Annotated in this window: 14 protein-coding genes; 3 read left to right on the top strand and 11 right to left on the bottom strand. The window is 71.7% G+C overall.

Annotated elements, in window-relative coordinates:
* Window positions 1-26: 26 nt before the first annotated feature.
* From ABR738_RS06100 to ABR738_RS06120, 5 genes are all read right to left on the bottom strand, one after another.
* Entirely contained in the window at window positions 27-290 is a 264-nt protein-coding gene (locus tag ABR738_RS06100; protein ID WP_388456764.1) for a DUF397 domain-containing protein, read from the bottom strand.
* 107 nt (window positions 291-397) lie between these two features.
* The gene (locus ABR738_RS06105; protein ID WP_350228944.1) at window positions 398-1564 is read right to left on the bottom strand and encodes a thiolase family protein; all 1167 of its coding nucleotides are present in this window, start codon (window positions 1562-1564) and stop codon (window positions 398-400) included.
* Window positions 1561-2622, bottom strand: a complete 1062-nt coding sequence (locus tag ABR738_RS06110) for a thiolase family protein (protein WP_350228945.1) — start codon at window positions 2620-2622, stop codon at window positions 1561-1563. Before ABR738_RS06110 ends, ABR738_RS06105 begins: the two co-directional genes overlap by 4 nt.
* The gene (locus tag ABR738_RS06115; RefSeq protein ID WP_350228946.1) at window positions 2622-3584 is read right to left on the bottom strand and encodes a Zn-ribbon domain-containing OB-fold protein; all 963 of its coding nucleotides are present in this window, start codon (window positions 3582-3584) and stop codon (window positions 2622-2624) included. Before ABR738_RS06115 ends, ABR738_RS06110 begins: the two co-directional genes overlap by 1 nt.
* Before the next feature lie 123 nt (window positions 3585-3707).
* Window positions 3708-4523: a crotonase/enoyl-CoA hydratase family protein gene (locus ABR738_RS06120; protein WP_350228947.1), complete on the bottom strand. Its 816-nt coding sequence runs from the start codon at window positions 4521-4523 to the stop codon at window positions 3708-3710.
* Between the two features lie 167 nt (window positions 4524-4690).
* On the opposite strand from ABR738_RS06120, the gene ABR738_RS06125 reads away from it, so the two are divergent.
* On the top strand, window positions 4691-6313 hold the full coding sequence (locus ABR738_RS06125) for an acyl-CoA synthetase (RefSeq protein ID WP_350234443.1): 1623 nt from the start codon (window positions 4691-4693) through the stop codon (window positions 6311-6313).
* Between the two features lie 148 nt (window positions 6314-6461).
* Here the strand turns inward: ABR738_RS06125 and ABR738_RS06130 are convergent, their stop codons facing one another.
* Window positions 6462-8009 (bottom strand): alpha/beta fold hydrolase, encoded by a 1548-nt coding sequence (locus tag ABR738_RS06130; protein ID WP_350228948.1) that lies wholly within the window; start codon window positions 8007-8009, stop codon window positions 6462-6464.
* 259 nt (window positions 8010-8268) lie between these two features.
* On the opposite strand from ABR738_RS06130, the gene paaK reads away from it, so the two are divergent.
* Window positions 8269-9561, top strand: a complete 1293-nt coding sequence (paaK, locus tag ABR738_RS06135; RefSeq protein WP_350228949.1) for a phenylacetate--CoA ligase PaaK — start codon at window positions 8269-8271, stop codon at window positions 9559-9561.
* Between the two features lie 41 nt (window positions 9562-9602).
* On the opposite strand, the gene ABR738_RS06140 is transcribed toward paaK, so the two are convergent.
* Together ABR738_RS06140 and ABR738_RS06145 are read right to left on the bottom strand one after the other, a co-directional pair.
* Window positions 9603-11093 carry an acyl-CoA synthetase gene (locus tag ABR738_RS06140; RefSeq protein ID WP_350228950.1) on the bottom strand — a complete coding sequence of 497 codons (1491 nt, stop codon included), beginning with the start codon at window positions 11091-11093 and terminating at the stop codon, window positions 9603-9605.
* A 116-nt stretch (window positions 11094-11209) separates the two neighbouring features.
* The gene (locus ABR738_RS06145; protein ID WP_350228951.1) at window positions 11210-12115 is read right to left on the bottom strand and encodes an NAD(P)-dependent oxidoreductase; all 906 of its coding nucleotides are present in this window, start codon (window positions 12113-12115) and stop codon (window positions 11210-11212) included.
* An 83-nt stretch (window positions 12116-12198) separates the two neighbouring features.
* On the opposite strand from ABR738_RS06145, the gene ABR738_RS06150 reads away from it, so the two are divergent.
* Window positions 12199-12645 carry a winged helix-turn-helix transcriptional regulator gene (locus tag ABR738_RS06150; RefSeq protein WP_350228952.1) on the top strand — a complete coding sequence of 149 codons (447 nt, stop codon included), beginning with the start codon at window positions 12199-12201 and terminating at the stop codon, window positions 12643-12645.
* A gap of 5 nt (window positions 12646-12650) precedes the next feature.
* Here ABR738_RS06150 and ABR738_RS06155 read toward each other — a convergent pair whose 3' ends face one another.
* The 3 genes from ABR738_RS06155 to ABR738_RS06165 all read right to left on the bottom strand — a co-directional run bounded on the left by ABR738_RS06155 (window position 12651) and on the right by ABR738_RS06165 (window position 16316).
* Window positions 12651-13550 carry an RNA polymerase sigma-70 factor gene (locus ABR738_RS06155; RefSeq protein ID WP_350228953.1) on the bottom strand — a complete coding sequence of 300 codons (900 nt, stop codon included), beginning with the start codon at window positions 13548-13550 and terminating at the stop codon, window positions 12651-12653.
* A 109-nt stretch (window positions 13551-13659) separates the two neighbouring features.
* Window positions 13660-15210, bottom strand: coding sequence for an acyl-CoA synthetase (locus ABR738_RS06160; protein WP_350228954.1), 1551 nt, complete (start codon window positions 15208-15210; stop codon window positions 13660-13662).
* Window positions 15207-16316 carry an NAD(P)H-dependent flavin oxidoreductase gene (locus ABR738_RS06165; RefSeq protein WP_350228955.1) on the bottom strand — a complete coding sequence of 370 codons (1110 nt, stop codon included), beginning with the start codon at window positions 16314-16316 and terminating at the stop codon, window positions 15207-15209. The genes ABR738_RS06160 and ABR738_RS06165 overlap by 4 nt, the downstream gene beginning before the upstream one ends.
* Between the last annotated feature and the right edge of the window lie 227 nt (window positions 16317-16543).

Consider the following 16543-nt stretch of genomic DNA (forward strand, 5'->3'; position numbering starts at 1 on the left):
ACCCCTCCGCCCGCGCGCGCCGGCCCTCATGTGAGGTCGAACTCACCGTCCTTGGCGTTGATCACGAAGGCCCGCCACTCCGCCGGGCCGAAAATCAGCGGCGAGCTGCCGGGGCTCCTGCTGTTGCGCAGGGCGATGTATCCCTCGACGAAGGCGATCTGGACGTCCCCCGCCCCCTGACTGCTCGACTGCCACTCGGCCTTGGTGAGATCGAGCTCCGGCTTGTCCCAGCCGGAACGGGTGTGCCCCGCGAGGCTCCCCAGGGCGTCCTGGGTGGTGGTGTCGGCCACGTGTGTGCTCCTCCCCGGTTCTTCGCGTCCGGGGCCACACTAGCGAGCACCCGCCGCCGCGGACAGGCCGCGCCGGGATTACCGGGTCCCTCCGGAGCGAACCGCCGTCAGCGGGTGGGGGGTTCGGCGCCGACGAGCCACATCGAGAAGAACTGGGAGCCGCCGCCGTAGGCGTGGCCGAGCGCCTTGCGGGCGCCCTCCACCTGGTGTTCGCCCGCGAGGCCGCGCACCTGGAGCGCGGCCTCAGCGAAACGGATCATGCCGGAGGCGCCGATGGGGTTGGTGGACAGGACGCCGCCCGAGGGGTTCACGGGCAGGTCCCCGTCGAGTTCCGTGACGCCCGCCTCGGTGAGCTTCCACCCCTCGCCCTCGGCGGCGAAGCCCAGATTCTCCAGCCACATGGGCTCGTACCAGGAGAACGGGACGTACATTTCGACGGCGTCGATCTCGCGGCGCGGATCGGTGACGCCGGCCTGGCGGTACACCTCGGCCGCGCAGTCCTTGCCGGCCTGGGGCGACACGAAGTCCTTGCCCGCGAACAGCGTCGGCTCACTTCGCATCGCGCCGCCGTGCACCCAGGCCACGGGTCGCGGCGCCCTGGCCGCGCCCGCCCGGTCGGTGAGGACCATCGCGCAGGCGCCGTCGGAGGAGGGGCACGTCTCGGAGTAGCGGACCGGGTCCCACAGCATCGGGGAGGCCTGGACCTTCTCCAGGGTGATGTCGTGCTCGTGGAGGTGCGCGTAGGGGTTCTTCAGGGCGTTGCGGCGGTCCTTGTACGCGACGAGGGAGCCCACGGTGCCGGGGGCGCCGGTGCGCCGCATGTAGGCCCGTATGTGCGGGGCGAAGAAGCCGCCCGCCCCCGCGAGCAGCGGCTGGGTGAAGGGCACCGGCAGGGACAGGCCCCACATGGCGTTGGACTCGGACTGCTTCTCGAAGGCGAGGGTCAAGACGGTGGCGTGGACGCGGGCGGCGACCAGGTTGGAGGCGACGAGGGCGGTCGAGCCGCCGACCGAACCCGCGGTGTGCACCCGCAGCATGGGTTTGCCGACCGCGCCGAGCGCGTCGGCGAGGTAGAGCTCCGGCATCATCACGCCCTCGAAGAAGTCCGGCGCCTTGCCGATCACCACGGCGTCGATGTCGGACCACGACAACTGGGCGTCTTCGAGCGCCCTTTGGGCCGCCTCCCGGACGAGTCCGGCGATGGAGACGTCGTGCCGGGCGGCCACGTGCTTGGTCTGGCCGACCCCGACGACGGCCACGGGTTCCTTGCTCATGACTCCCCCTCAAGGACGGCGACCAGGTTCTGCTGGAGGCAGGGTCCCGACGTGGCGTGCGCGAGGGCCCGGTCGGAGTCCCCCCGGTGGACGCGGGCGGCGGCCTCGCCGAGCCTGATGAGCCCGGCGGCCATGACAGGGTTGGCGCCGAGCGCGCCGCCCGACGGGTTCACGCTGACGTCGTCACCGAGCCGCAGCGCCTTGCGCAGGACGACCTCCTGCGAGCTGAAGGGGGCGTGCAACTCGGCGGTGTCGACGGGCCGTTCGAAGGCCCCGGCCCGTTCGGCGGCCAGGCGCGTGGAGGGCGAGTCGGTCAGGTCGCGCACGCCGAGCGCGTGCGCCTCGATGCGATGGTCCATGCCTCGGATCCAGGCGGGGCGCGCGCACAGCTCACGGGCCCGGTCGCCGGCGGCGAGGATCACGGCGGCCGCGCCGTCACCGACCGGCGGGCAGTCACCGGTGCGCAGCGGACGCACCAGATAGTCACCCTGCGGGCGTGAACCCCTCACCTGAGCATGGGGGTTGACCGATGCGGCGTCCCTGCTGCGGGCGGCGATGGCGGCGAGCGCGGGCTCGTCGGTGTCTCCCGCGTCGATGAGCGACTGCGCCTGGAGGGCGGCGAGCGCGACCGAGTCGGGCCAGAGCGGCGCCACGTAGTAGGGGTCGAGCTGGCGGGTCAGCACGTCGCGGACCTCGCCGGGCGAGGACTTGCCGTACCCGTAGACGAGCGCGGTTTCGGCCTCGCCGGTGAGGATCTTCACCCATGCCTCGTACAGCGCCCAGGCGCCGTCCATCTCCACGTGGGACTCCGAGATCGGCGGCCAGGCGCCGACCCCGTCGAGCGCCATGGTGAAGGAGAAGGCCCGCCCGGCGAGATAGTCGCTCGAACCCGAGCAGGTGAACCCGATGTCACTGGTCTTCAGGCCGGTCGCGTCGAGGACCTGGTGCAGCACCGGCATCAGGAGCTCGACCTCGGACAGTTCGTCGGTGCGGCGCCGGTGGTCGCTCTGCGCGAACGCCACGATCGCCACGTCCCGGGCGGGAGAGGTGGGCGCCATCAGATCAGCTCCTTGTACGTGTCGTAGTCGGCGTCGGGCTCGCCCGTGGGGCGGTAGTGGTCGGGGTAGCGGCCGCCTTCGCTCCACACGGGTTCGACCCTGAGCCCCATGCGGACCTGGTCGTAGGGGATGCCCCCGATCCTGCCGTGCAGGGCAAGGCCCGCGCCGTCGAGCGCGATGTGCGCGTAGACGTAGGGCACCTCGATGTCCAGGTTCTTGGCCTTGATGTTGACGATGCAGAAGGTCGTGACGGTGCCGGCGGGACCGACCTCCACCCGCTCGCGTGTGGCGATGCCGCAGGTCGGGCAGGCGCCGCGCGGCGGCACGTACACCTTCTGGCAGGAGGGACAGCGTTCGCCGATGGTCCTGCGCGCGGACAGGCCGCTGATGTACGCGGACTGGGCGCGGCCGGGGCTGTAGGTGTAGTCGAGGCGGGCGGGCGCGACGATGCCGGTGACCGGGTCGCCGAACTCGCCGCTGTGCGGGGCGGGTTGACGCCCGGTGTCCGCTCCTTCGTACGGTTCGAAGCAGGCGATGTCGGTGATGGCGCCCGCGCGCTCCTCGGCCCACCGGATCCGGACGCGCATCCCGCTGCGCACGGCGTCGGGCCCCGGCGCGTCCAGGACGTGCAGCAGGGAGGTGCCGGCGCCGTCCAGGCGCACGAGCACCCAGGCGAAGGGCCGGCGGAGCGGCTGGTCGCGGCGCGGCGCGGGGTTCCAGGCCCAGGTGGTGACGGTGCCGGTCGGGGCGACCTCGACGAGGTCGGTGATCTCCTCGGCGGTGACGGGGTCGTACTCGACGGGCGGCACGAGCACCTTCCCGCCCCCGGTCCGCACCCCGAGCACGACCCGTTCGCGCAACCCGGTGAGAAACGCGCTCTGCACCGGTCCGAGGGACCGGGTGAAGGGAAACTCCACGACGAGCGGCGCACGCAGCACGTCGGACGAGGGGGCGGCGGCCATGAGGGCTCCTTGGGTGGGGTGTCTGACATGACAGGGGTCGCCGCCGGCCGCCTGCGCGACCTGCGCGGCCTGTCCGGCGAGGGGGGGCGAGCGCCCGCGAGGCGCGTAGGGGACGGGGGGAATTCAGGCCCGCCGGAACACCGCCGCCCGCTTCTGCGCGAACGCCGCCGCCCCCTCCTTCGCGTCGGCCGTGGCGAAGATCGGCCACCCCCGCTCCAGCTCCACCGCGAGCCCGTCGCTCTCCGCCATGGCCGCCGTGTCGTACACACACGCCTTCACCGCCTCGACCGCAAGCGGTCCGCACGCGTTGATCTCCGCCGCGATCGAGAGCGCCGCCTCCAGCGCGGTCCCGTCCGGCACGACGCGCCCGACCAGCCCGATCCGCTCCGCCTCCCGCGCGCTGTAGGGCCGCCCCGTGAGCAGCATCTCCAGGGCGTGCGTACGTGGAATCTGGTGCTGGAGGCGGACCGTGGAACCCCCGATGGGAAAGAGCCCGCGTCTGACCTCAAGGAGCCCGAACGTCGCGCTCTCTCCCGCCACGCGAATGTCCGTCCCCTGAAGGATCTCGGTCCCGCCCGCCACGCAGTACCCCTCGACCGCCGCGATCACCGGCTTGCGGGGCCGGTAGTTGCGCAGCATCGCCTTCCAGTGCAGCTCGGGGTCGGCCGCAAGGCGGTCCCGGTAGGGGTCCCCCGCCGCGTCCTGCCCCGCCGTGCCCCGGGCCGCGAGCGACTTGAGGTCCATGCCCGCGCAGAAGTCGCCGCCCGCGCCGGTGAGGACGACCGAGCGGACCGTGTCGTCGGCGTCGGCTTCGAGCCAGCCGTCGTAGAGCCCCACCAGCAGGGGCAGCGACAGCGCGTTCTTCGCCTCCGGCCTGTTCAAGGTGAGCACCAGTGTGGCGCCTTCACGCCGCACGGTGAGGTGTTCGGTACCACCCATTGCCGTCCTCCCGTCTCCAGACCCAGAACAGGTTGCAGGAGGGGCGGTGGCAGTTCAATAGTTTTCTGACAGTCAGTCAGATTTCCTCTCCGCCGCCCCTTCCCAGTTGTGCGCGGCTTTGCTCTGATGACCCCCGGAATCAGTCGGGGCCGGAGTCAGGAGGAATGGTGGAGTACAACCTTGCCGACCTGTTCGAGTCCGTCGTCGACGTGGTACCGGACCGCGAAGCACTCGTGTACGTCGATCATCCCGGCACCGGCGCCGAGCGCCGCCTGACCTACCGTCAGCTGGACCGGGCGGCGAACCGCCTCGCCCACCACCTGATCGACGCCGGACTCACCCCCGGCGAACACCTGGGCCTGCACCTCTACAACGGCATCGAATACCTCCAGACGGTCCTCGCCGCCCTCAAGGCGCGCCTGGTTCCGGTCAACGTCAACTACCGCTACGTGCAAGATGAGTTGGCGTACCTCTACCGGGACGCCGACCTGGCCGCGCTGGTCTTCGACGCCGAGTTCACCGAGCGGGTGGCGGGCGCGCTGACCGGGGCCGGCAAGCTGCGCCATCTCATCCGGGTGGGGCAGGCTCCCGAGGGGGCGCCGCCCCTCGCGGTCACCGCGTTCAACCAGGCCGAGGCCGAGGGCTCGCCCGAGCGGGGCTTCGCACCGCGCTCCGGCGACGACCTGTTCATCATCTACACCGGCGGAACCACGGGCATGCCCAAGGGGGTGATGTGGCGTCAGGAGGACCTGTTCTTCGCGGGTTTGTTCGGCGGCGACCCTGCGGGCGAGCCGGTGAAGCGGCCCGAGGAACTGGCCGAGCGGGTCGCCGGTGGCGGCGCCGGACTGACCTTCTTCCCCGCTCCCCCGCTGATGCACGGCACCTCGACGCTCACCTCGTTCATCGCCTTCAACTACGGCCAGCGGGTGGTCATCCACCGCAAGTACGTGCCGCACGAGGTGCTGCGCACCATCGAGAAGGAGAAGGTGTCCAGCGTCTCCCTGGTGGGCGACGCGATGCTGCGGCCGCTCGTGGACGCGCTGCGCGGACCGCTCAGGGGCACCGACCTGTCCTCGCTGTTCAGCGTCTCCTCATCCGGGGCCATCATGTCGGAGACAGTGCGCGCGCAGTTCCAGGAGCTGGTGCCGAACGTGCTGCTCCTGAACAACTTCGGGTCGTCCGAATCCGGTTCGAACGGGAAGGCCACGGACGACTCGGGCCCCGAGAAGGGGTTCCGTCTCGAGGTCAACGAGCGTACGCGGGTGGTGGACCCGGTCACCCACGAGCCCGTGCCCGTCGGGGAGCCCGGGCGGCTCGCGCAGCGCGGGCACGTTCCGCTCGGCTACTACAACGATCCGGCGAAGACCGCCGAGACGTTCTTCCAGAAGGGCCAGGAGCGATGGGTGCTCCTCGGCGACATGGCGACCGTGGACGAGAGCGGCATCGTCACGGTGCTGGGGCGCGGCTCGCAGTGCATCAACACAGGGGGCGAGAAGGTCTACCCGGAGGAGGTGGAGCAGGCGCTCAAGTCGCACCCGGATGTCTACGACGCGCTGGTGGCCGGGGTGCCCGACGCGACGTGGGGCAGCCATGTGGCGGCGGTGGTGCAGCTGCGCGACGGCGCGGACGAGCCCACGCTCGCCGACATCCAGGCACACTGCCGCACCAGGATCGCGGGCTACAAGGTGCCGCGCCGGCTGGTGATAGCGCCCTGCATCCAGCGTTCACCCAGCGGCAAGGCGGACTACCGCTGGGCGCGGGCCGTGGCGGCGCGGGCGGACGCCGACTGACCTCGCCCGTACGGGACTTCGGACGCCACGATACGAAACCACGGGCGCCACGCGTACGGGACTTCGGCGGCCTCCCGCCGCCCGGCCCCCCCGGCCGCCGGGTCCCGGTCATCGACCGGTCAGGGTCGCGGCGCCGGCCCGGGCCGGGTCACCCGATCCCGAACTCCCCGATCGCGGCCAGGAATCCGGCCGGGTCGGCGGAGTGGATCAGGTGGCCGGTGTCGAAGGTGACGAGGCGGGCGCCGGGGATGACATCGGCCAGCGCGACGAGCGCCGTCTGGTCGACGTGGCTGGTGGGACCGCCCGCCAGGAGCAGCGTCGGAGTGGCGAGCGTGGCGAATCGCCGGTGCCAGTCCGGGTCGGGAGCGTTGAGCTGGGCGTTGATCGCCGGCACGAGGGGCCAGTCGAAGGTGAGCGGCCCCTCGGGGCGTTCGACGGCTCCGCGCGGCGGGTCGAGCGGCAGCAGCGGCGGGATGTCCTCCAGGACGAGCCGTCCGATGAGGCCGGCCGCCTCCTGGGCGAGCAGCGCGGCGGCGGCGCCACCCATGGAGTGGGCGACCACATCGGTGCCGGTGAGGCCGAGTTCGGTGATGAAGCCGTGGATGTCGTCGCGGAACGCCTCGAAGCCGTAGCCGCCCGGCCAGTCGCTCAGACCGTGGCCGCGCAGGTCGAGGGCGTACACCCGGCGGCTGGCAGCGAGGTGGGCGGCGATCTCGTCCCAGTCCCGGCTGTCGCCGCCCCGGCCGTGCACGAGGACCACGGGAGGCGCGGACCGCTCGCCGTGGACGCGATAGGCGAGCCGGACGCCATGGCCCTCTTCGAGGCCGATGGTGTGCCGGACACTGGCGACACCGGGGTCGAGGAAGGCGGCGACGGTACGGACGAAGGCTCCGGGGTCGTCGTGCCAGGGGAAGTGTCCCGCGCCCGGCTGCACGGCGAGTTCGGCGTGGGGCAGGAGCGCGGCGAGCTCGGCGGCGGCGCCCGGGGTCGGCCCGAAGTCGTACCCGCCGGCGAGGACCAGGACGGGGGCGTCGAGCCGGGCGAGCGCGGCCCGCGTCGCCGGCGGGTCGAAGGCGCCATCCGCGTAGTAGGCGGGCGCCACGTCCGGGTTGGTCTCGGCAGCGGCGGCGGCTTCGTGCCGCTGGGCCGCCGCGTCCCAGCAGCCGTGGGCGAAGGGCTTGATGGCGTCCCACACCTCGCTCCTTTCGCGCCGCCCGGCCCACACCTCTTCGAAGGCCGCGCGGCCCGTCTCGTACCAGGGCTCGTCCTCGCGCAGCGCGAGGGCGGAGCGCCACTCGGCCTCGTCCGGGCCGATGCCCACGGCGCGGGTGCCGGGGGTGATCAAGATGAGCGAGCCGGTGCGGTCCGGGTGACGTGCGGCGTAGAGCAGCGCCAGGTTCCCGCCCGCGGAGTGGCCGAGCAGGTCGACACGGTCGAGACCGAGGTGGACGCGCAGCGCCTCCACGTCGGCGACCTGGCGGTCGCAGCGGTAGGTGGCCGGGTCGGCCGGCGCCGCCGAGGCCCCCGTGCCGCGCGGATCGAGGAGTACCACCTGCCGGTGCGCCGGCAGGCCGCCCAGGTCGCCGAGGTAGGTGGAGTCGCGCCCAGGCCCGCCCGGCAGGCAGATCAGCGGCTCGCCCGCGCCGGTCACCCGGTAGGAGAGGACGGTCCCGTCGTGGCTGGTGAAGGTGGGCATGGAATGATCTTCACAGGTGGCCGGGCGCCGGGCAATGGCGTTCGCCCTCGGCGCGAAGAAGGCGTCGGAGCCGGTTGTCCACAGGCCTTGACGGGCCCCTCGGAGGGCTGAATTACTGATCCCAGACAGATCGACCGAATGATCGGTCGCCTGCTTTCAACGTTTTTCGTTGTTTCATCGTTGCATCGTTGCATCGGTTCAACGTGTCATCGCGTCGTCGTCCCCGGCGGCGGGGCGGAGCGAGGACGGGAGCGCACTCATGGCACCCCTGCTGGACGAGGCGGAGCGGCTGAGCCGGCCGGAGCTCGAAGCCTTGCAGCTCGACCGGTTGCGCGCCGTCCTGCGCCATGCGTACGACAACGTCGGGTTCTACCGCAAGAGCTTCGACGATGCGGGGGTCCGGCCCGAGGACTGCGCCTCGCTCGCCGATCTGGCCCGCTTCCCCTTCACCGCCAAGTCCGATCTGCGCGATCACTACCCCTTCGGGATGTTCGCGGTCCCCGAGTCCGACATCCGCAGGATCCACGCCTCCAGCGGGACCACGGGCCGGCCCACCGTCGTCGGTTACACCCAGCGGGACCTCGACACCTGGGCGGACGTGGTGGCCCGCTCGATCCGCGCGGCGGGCGGGCGGCCGGGCCACAAGGTCCATGTGGCGTACGGATACGGCCTGTTCACCGGCGGGCTCGGCGCGCACTACGGCGCAGAACGGCTCGGCTGTACGGTGATTCCCGCCTCGGGCGGCATGACGGCGCGCCAGGTGCGGCTCATCCAGGACTTCCGCCCCGAGATCATCATGGTGACCCCGTCCTACATGCTGACGCTCCTCGACGAGTTCGAGCGGCAAGGCGTCGATCCCCGCACGACCTCCTTGAAGGTCGGCATCTTCGGCGCCGAGCCGTGGACACAGGAGATGCGCCGGGAGATCGAGGACCGGTTCGCGATCGACGCGGTCGACATCTACGGGCTCTCGGAGGTGATGGGGCCGGGCGTCGCGCAGGAGTGCGTGGAGACCAAGGACGGTCTGCACATCTGGGAGGACCACTTCTACCCGGAGATCGTGGACCCGCTCACCGGCGAGGTCCTGCCGGACGGTGAGCGCGGCGAGCTCGTCTTCACCTCCCTCACCAAGGAGGCGATGCCGGTGATCCGCTACCGGACCAGGGACCTGACGCGGCTGCTGCCGGGCACGGCCAGGGTGTTCCGGCGAATGGAGAAGGTCACCGGGCGCAGTGACGACCTCATCATTCTGCGCGGCGTCAATCTCTTCCCCACCCAGGTCGAGGAGATCGTGCTGCGCACGCCCGGTGTGGCCCCGCACTTCCAGCTGCGTCTGACCCGCCAGGGCCGCCTGGACGCGCTGACGGTGCGGGTGGAGGCCAGGGCGGACACCCCGCCGGAGCACCGCGAGGCGGCGGCCCGCTCGATCGTGGCGGCGCTCAAGGACGGGATCGGCGTCTCGGTGGAGGTGGAAGTGGTGGACCCCGAGACCATCGAGCGCTCGGTGGGCAAGTTCAAGCGCATCGTGGACCTGCGCGAGGGGAGGAGCTGAGCCGGGAGGACCCGGCCTTGGCAGGCGTCGCACCAGGACCGTCAGGCGAACCGGTCGCGCAGCTCCCGCTTGAGGATCTTCCCGCTCGCGTTGCGCGGCAGATCGTCCACGAACAGCACCCGCTTGGGTGTTTTGAAGGGGGCGAGCAACGCGCGTACATGGTCGATGAGTTGCGTCTCCGTCACCTCTTCGGCGCGGACCACGAACGCGGTCACCGCCTCGATCCAGCGCTCGTCGGGCAGACCCACGACGGCGGCCTCGGCGACCGCCGGGTGGGTGTACAGGGCTTCCTCCACCTGGCGCGAGGCGATCAGGACACCGCCGGAGTTGATGACGTCCTTCACCCGGTCGACGACGGTGAAGTAACCCTCGCGATCACGCACCGCGAGGTCACCGGAGTGGAACCAGCCGTCGCGGAAGGCCTCCTCGGTCTCGGCCGGCTTGCCCCAGTAGCCCTCGCACAACTGCGGGGAGCGGTAGACGACTTCGCCCGCCGTGCCGTCGGGCACCGGCTCGCCGTTCTCATCGACGACCCTGGCCTCGACGAACAGCACGGGACGCCCGCACGAATCCATCCGTCCACCGTGCTCGTCGGGCCCGAGCACGGTGGCGAGCGGCCCGATCTCGCTCTGCCCGAAGCAGTTGTAGAAGGCGAGCCCGGGCAGCCGCGCGCGCAGCCGCTCCAGGACCGGCACGGGCATGATCGAGGCGCCGTAGTACGCCTTGCGCAGACCACCGAGGTCGCGCGTGGCGAACCCGGGGTGACCCGCGAGGGCGATCCACACGGTGGGCGGCGCGAAGAGCGAGTCGGCGCGGCCCGCCTCCACCAGGTCGAAGATCCGGCCCGGATCCGGCGCGTCCAGGACGGTGTTGTCCGCGCCCACCGCGAGATAGGGCAGCAGGAAGACATGGGTCTGCGCCGAGTGGTACAGCGGCAGCGCGTGCACGGGCCGGTCGGCGGCCCGCAGGTCGAGCGCCGTGATGGCGGAGACATACGCGTGGACGAGGGCGCGGTGCGTCATCATCGCGCCCTTGGGCAGCGCGGTGGTGCCTGAGGTGTAGAGCAGCTGGACGATGTCGCCGGCGTCACCCTCGCCCGGGTACGCGACCGGTTCGGCGAGCGCCGCGAGGAGCGAGTCAGCCTCGTCGCGCAGTGCGGCCACAGGCAGCCCGGCGGGCACCCGCTGGGCAAGGGCGGGATCGGCGAGGACGAGTGAGGCGCCGGACTGCTCCAGGATGTAGGTCAGGTCGTCGCCGGTGAGGTGCTGGTTGACCGGTACATGGATGAGCCCGGCCCGGGCGCAGCCGAGGAAGGCGATGAGGTAGGCGTCGGAGTTGTGGCCGTAGGCGGCCACCCGGTCGCCCTTGCCGAGCGCTCGTGCGGTGAGGAAGGCGGCCGCGGTGGAGACGGCGGCGTCCAGTTCGGCATAGCTCCAGGTGCGGTCCGCGTACCGCAGCGCGGTGCGGTCGGGGGTGCGGCGGGCGCTGCGGCGCACGACGCCGTCCACGGTGCTGCTGCGTACCTCGTCCATGGCTGGATCCTGGGGGCCGCGCCTGCCGGGGTCAAGGTGCGCGCGTCCGCGAGCCGCCCGGCGCCGGTGCGCGGCCCCCGTCGTGGGCGACGGCGGCGGGCGCCGGCACTCCTCGCTCAGCGCGGCGTGCGGATGCTGTCGATGATCCGGGTCCAGTTGTCGCCGCCGTGGCCGTTCTCGATGGCGTTCCGGTAGTGGGCCTGGACGGCCAGGGGCAGGGCGAGGTCGAGCCCGAGCGAGGTACTGGTCTCCACGATGTGGTCGGCCGTCGCGCCCATCATGGTGACCGTGCTCAAGGCGCCCGGGTGGTCCCCGGCGTCCAGTGCGGCCCCGGGTGTCTCCTCGCCGGCCCGCACGATGGCGCCGATCATGTCGGCGGAGGCCAGCAGCTCCGGCAGCGCGTCCTGGGCCTTCATTCCGGCGCTGCCCAGCATTGCGGTCGCGTGCATCAGCGCGGACAACGAGGAGAGAAACACGGCGAGTTGGGCCTGGTACATCATCTGGGCCAGGCCCGGGTCCGACCCCAGGTGCCTCGGGGCTCCCAGGAGCGCGAGGGTCGCCCGGTGGGTGTCCATGACGTCGGGGCGGCCGCTGTAGTAGACGTGGGACGCCTCCGTGCCGACCATCGGCGCGGGGACCATGACACCTCCGGCCAGGAAGTCCGCGCCGCGGCCCTCTGCCCAGGCCGCCGCCTCGCGGGTGCGGTCGGGGGTGTCGGAGCTCAGGTTGACCAGGGTCCGGCCGGCGAGCGAGCCGGTGGCGCCGCCGAGGATGTCGTACATCGCCCGGTAGTCGGTGAGGCTGAGGATCACCAGGGGGCTCGCGGCGAGCGCGTCGCCGGGTGTCGCCGCGCGTTCCGCGCCCGCCGCGACGATGTCCTCGGCCCGGCTCGCGGTGCGGTTCCAGACGGTGACGCAGTGGCCGGCGGCAAGCAGCGTGCGGGCCATCGCCTGCCCCATCGGGCCGAGCCCGATCACGGTGACGGGGGTGTTCTGGCTGGTGGTGGAGTTCTGTTCGTTCACGCCTCCATCCTGGGACAGGGCCGTTAATCTCGGCAGTACCCACTATTTTCTGCGGTACTTACCTTTCAGTAAGGGGAGTTGGCATGGGCAGGGCGCCGAGGATCGGGCCTTACATCTGCGGCATCGACGCCGCGCTGGATGTGGTGAGCGGCAAGTGGAAGGGACTGATCCTGTGGGAACTCGACACCCAGGGCGTACGCCGCTTCGCCCAGCTGCGGCGCGCACTGCCCGGGGTGAGCGAGAAGATGCTGACGCAGCACCTGCGTGAGCTGGAGGAGGACGGCCTGGTGCACCGTGAGGTGTACGCCGAGGTCCCGCCCCGGGTCGAGTACTCCCTGACCGAGCACGGGCACACGCTCAACCAGGCGCTCGGACCGCTCGGGGCCTGGGGCACCGAACGGATCCGCCGGGAGCACTCCGCGACGGTCGGCGTGACCGAGGCCGGGCACGGCGAGCACGCCGGGAACGGGGGCCACGGTGTGCAGCGCGGCGTCCAACCCGCCGCCATAGCACCTGAGTTGACGGAGTAACGCTCCTAGCGTGTCCAGGGGCCGTCGTCGGACTCGGCCCCCTGCGTCTCGGGGAAGAACCGGGTGAGCTTGTCCGGGTTGCGCATGGTGTAGATGGCCTCGATCCGGCCCTCGCGGAGCGCGAACAGCCCGATCTGATGCCGGCCGTCGGCCGTGATGGCGAGGGCCGGGGCGCCGTTGACGTCGAACATGTCAACGGCCTCCATCGCATAACGGTTGAGCAGTCCGGTGAGGAAGGCGAGCACCTTGGTGCGGCCGACGACCGGGCGGCGCGCGGCGGACACCTTGCCGCCGCCGTCGCTCCAGGCGACGACGTCCTCGGCGAGCAGTTCGGTCAGCGCGCCGAGGTCGCCGCCCCGGGCGGCCTCGAGGAAGCGGGTGAGGAGTCTGGCGTGCTCCTCGCCGGAGAGCGGGAAGCGCTCGCGGCCGGCCGCGAGGTGGCGTCCCGCCCTGCTGTACATCTGACGGCAGTTGGCGGCGCTCGTCTCGACGATGGACGCGATCTCGTCGTAAGGCAGCTGGAATGCCTCGCGCAGGACGAACACGGCGCGCTCCGGCGGGGAAAGCCGCTCCATGAGGTGGACCGTGGCGTAGGCGACGGTGTCGCGCAGTTCCGCGGTGTCGAGCGGGCCGAGCGCGTCGGTGGCGACGGGTTCGGGGAGCCACGGCCCGACGTACGCCTCGCGGGTCATGCGCGCCGAGCGCAGCTGGTCGATGGCGAGCCTGGACGTGACGGTGATCAGGAAGGCGCGCGGGTCCCTGATTTCCTCGCGCTCCACCCGGCTCCAGCGCAGATAGGCGTCCTGGACGACGTCCTCGGCGTCCCACAGCGAGCCGAGCAGCCGGTAGGCGAGCCCGAGCAGCACCGGACGATGGGTCTCGAACTCCTCGGCGTGCTCCGTCATGGCGCCTGCCCCCCTTCCCGCGCGGGGCCGGCGGCTCCCGCCCGGCGCTGCGTCATTCAACTCGACGGCGGCCCGGTGCGCCAGCGTTGGCGGGGCGGTGTCCGGCGCGTCACATGGCGCGCCGGTGGCCCTCCCAGTACGGCTCGCGCAGCCGCCGTTTGTAGAGCTTGCCGTTGGGGTCGCGCGGCATCGCGCCGATGAAGTCGACCGACTTGGGGCGCTTGTACGCGGCGAGGCGGCCCTCGCAGTGGTCCAGTATCCGCGCGGCCAGCTCCTGCCCCGCCTGGAAACCGTCGGCCGCTTCGACCACGGCCTTGACCTCCTCGCCCCAGTCGGCGTGCGGGATGCCGAAGACGGCGGCGTCCGCGACGGCGGGGTGGGTCAGGAGCGCGGCCTCGATCTCGGCGGGGTAGATGTTGACGCCGCCCGAGATGATCATGTCGATCTTGCGGTCGCGCAGGAAGAGGTAGCCGTCCTCGTCGAGGTAGCCGAGGTCGCCGACGGTGAAGAAGTCGCCGATGCGGTTCTTTTTGGTCTTGCTCTCGTCCTTGTGGTAGCTGAAACCACCGGTGGACATCTTCATGTAGACCGTGCCGAGCTCCCCCGCAGGCAGCCGCTCCCCGTCGTCGTCGAAGACCGCCAACTCACTGATGGGCCAGGCCTTTCCGACGGTGCCGGGCTTCTTCAGCCAGTCCTCGGCGGTGGCGAAGGCGCCGCCGCCCTCGCTGGCCGCGTAGTACTCCTCGACGCAGCTCCCCCACCAGTCGATCATGGCGCGTTTGACGTGGTCGGGGCAGGGCGCGGCGCCGTGGATGGCGTGCCGCAGGGAGGAGACGTCGTAGCGCGCCCGCACCTCCTCTGGCAGCGACAGCAGCCGGTGGAACTGGGTGGGCACCATGTGGGTGTGCGTGCAGGCCTGTTCGTCGATGAGGCGCAGCATGTCGGTGGGCGTCCACTTGTCCATGAGGACGACGCGGTGCCCGATGTGCAGCGAGGCGCCCGCGAACTGGAGGACCGCCGTGTGGTAGAGCGGCGAGCACACCAGGTGGACGTTGCCGTCGAACGGCTTGATGCCGAAGATGGCGAGGAAGCCGCCGAGGTAGGTCTCCTCGGGGAGCTTTCCGGGCAGCGGGCGCCGGATGCCGCGCGGGCGTCCTGTGGTGCCGGAGGTGTAGTTCATGACCCAGCCGAGGGTGCGGTCGTCGGGCGCAGACTCGGGCTGCCCGGCCAGGAGTTGGGTGTACGGGGCGAAGCCCGCGATGGCGCCGACGGCGTAGCGGTGCGAAGCGGGCAGCTTCGCCTCGTCGGCGGCGGAGGCGGCCGCGTCGGCGAACCGCTCGTGGGCGATGAGCACCTTGGCTCCGGAGTCGGAGACGATCCAGGCGACCTCGGGCCCGACGAGGTGGTGGTTGACCGGCACCAGGTAGAACCCGGCCTGGGACGCGGCGAGGTAGGCCGTGAAGAACTCGACGCCGTTGGGCAGTACGACGGCGAAGGCGTCGCCGCGCCGGAGCCCGGCGGCCCTGAGGCCGTGGACGAGCTGATTGACGGCTGCGCGCAGCCGGCCCGCGCTCCACTCCTCGCCGTCCGGAGCGATCAGGACCCGGCGGTCGGGTTCGGCCTCGGCCTGGGCCCAGAAACCGTTGGGGGGCTGGTTCATCGGGCGTCCCTCCCTGCGATGCGGTTGATGCGCTCGACGGCGCGTTCGAAGCCCCGCGTCAGGTCGTCGAAGGTGTCCTGGACGCTGCGTTCGCTGGTCATCCGTCCGACGATCTGGCCGACCGGGGTGCCGAGCAGCGGCTCGGCCTCGTACTTCTGGATGCGGGAGACGGCCTCGGCGACCAGGAGGCCCTGGAGCGGCATGGGCAGCGTGCCGGGTCCCGCCGGATCGTCCCAGGCGTCGGTCCAGGCGGTGCGCAGCTGGCGGGCGGGCTTGCCGGTCAGCGCGCGCGAGCGCACGGTGTCGCCCGAGCCGGCGTCGAGGAGCTTGCGGGTGAGCGCCCGCGAGTGCAGATCGGCCTCGGTGGTGGTCAGCCAGAGCGAGCCGAGCCAGACGCCCTGGGCGCCGAGCGCGAGTCCGGCGGCGATCTGCTCGCCGCTGCCGATGCCGCCCGCCGCCAGGACCGGCAACGGGCCCACCGCGTCGACGACTTCGGGGACCAGGACCATGGTGGCGATCTCCCCGGTGTGGCCGCCCGCCTCGTACCCCTGGGCGACGACGATGTCGATGCCCGCGTCGGCGTGGTGGCGGGCGTGCCGGGCGCTGCCGGCGAGCGCGGCGACCGGCACGCCCGCCTCGTGGGCGCGCCGGACGACGTCGACGGGCGGTGAACCGAGCGCGTTGGCGAGGAGCTTGATCGGATACCCGAAGGCCACGTCGAGCTGGGAGCGGGCGACCTGTTCCATCCAGCCGGTGATGCGCCAGCCGCAGACGTCGCCCTCGGCGAGCTCGGGCACACCGTGCTTGGCCAGGGTCTCCCGGACGAACTGCCGGTGCCGCTCGGGGATCATGGCCTCGACCTCGGCCTCACCGACCCCTTCGACCTTCTTGGCCGGCATCACCACGTCGAGGCCGTAGGGCAGTCCCTCGGTGTGCTCCTGCATCCAGTCGAGGTCGCGCGCGAGGTCGTCGGGCGCGGTGTAGCGGACCGCGCCGAGCACACCGAAACCGCCGGCCCGGGTGATGGCCGCGGCCACCGCGGGGAACGGCGTGAAGCCGAAGACGGCGTGCTCGATGCCCAGTGTCCTGCTCAGCTCCGTCTGCATGGGGCGCAGGATGCCGCAGCGGAGGCGACGAGGGAAGACATTTCCTGATGCTGCGTCAGTTTCTTGGCGCCGCCCCTGTGCGGCCATGCCACCCCTCCACGACATGCCGCGCCGGGCCGCGCCCCGCCAGGCAGCGCCGCGTCATTGACACGCCTGGAGGCGGAGCAGAAGGTTTGCGTTGTCCGAGTGATCACGGTCGGAGTGATCACGAAAGAAGTCCTCAGCGC

The organism is Streptomyces sp. Edi4 (assembly GCF_040253615.1).
Classification (GTDB): domain Bacteria; phylum Actinomycetota; class Actinomycetes; order Streptomycetales; family Streptomycetaceae; genus Streptomyces.

What these genes read in the sequence shown, in the direction of transcription:
- ABR738_RS06105 (WP_350228944.1), bottom strand. Translation starts at nt 1,564, where the DNA reads ATGAGCAAGGAACCCGTGGCCGTCGTCGGGGTCGGCCAGACCAAGCAC.
- ABR738_RS06110 (WP_350228945.1), bottom strand. Translation starts at nt 2,622, where the DNA reads ATGGCGCCCACCTCTCCCGCCCGGGACGTGGCGATCGTGGCGTTCGCG.
- ABR738_RS06115 (WP_350228946.1), bottom strand. Translation starts at nt 3,584, where the DNA reads ATGGCCGCCGCCCCCTCGTCCGACGTGCTGCGTGCGCCGCTCGTCGTG.
- ABR738_RS06120 (WP_350228947.1), bottom strand. Translation starts at nt 4,523, where the DNA reads ATGGGTGGTACCGAACACCTCACCGTGCGGCGTGAAGGCGCCACACTG.
- ABR738_RS06130 (WP_350228948.1), bottom strand. Translation starts at nt 8,009, where the DNA reads ATGCCCACCTTCACCAGCCACGACGGGACCGTCCTCTCCTACCGGGTG.
- paaK (WP_350228949.1), top strand. Translation starts at nt 8,269, where the DNA reads ATGGCACCCCTGCTGGACGAGGCGGAGCGGCTGAGCCGGCCGGAGCTC.
- ABR738_RS06140 (WP_350228950.1), bottom strand. Translation starts at nt 11,093, where the DNA reads ATGGACGAGGTACGCAGCAGCACCGTGGACGGCGTCGTGCGCCGCAGC.
- ABR738_RS06150 (WP_350228952.1), top strand. Translation starts at nt 12,199, where the DNA reads ATGGGCAGGGCGCCGAGGATCGGGCCTTACATCTGCGGCATCGACGCC.
- ABR738_RS06155 (WP_350228953.1), bottom strand. Translation starts at nt 13,550, where the DNA reads ATGACGGAGCACGCCGAGGAGTTCGAGACCCATCGTCCGGTGCTGCTC.
- ABR738_RS06160 (WP_350228954.1), bottom strand. Translation starts at nt 15,210, where the DNA reads ATGAACCAGCCCCCCAACGGTTTCTGGGCCCAGGCCGAGGCCGAACCC.
- ABR738_RS06165 (WP_350228955.1), bottom strand. Translation starts at nt 16,316, where the DNA reads ATGCAGACGGAGCTGAGCAGGACACTGGGCATCGAGCACGCCGTCTTC.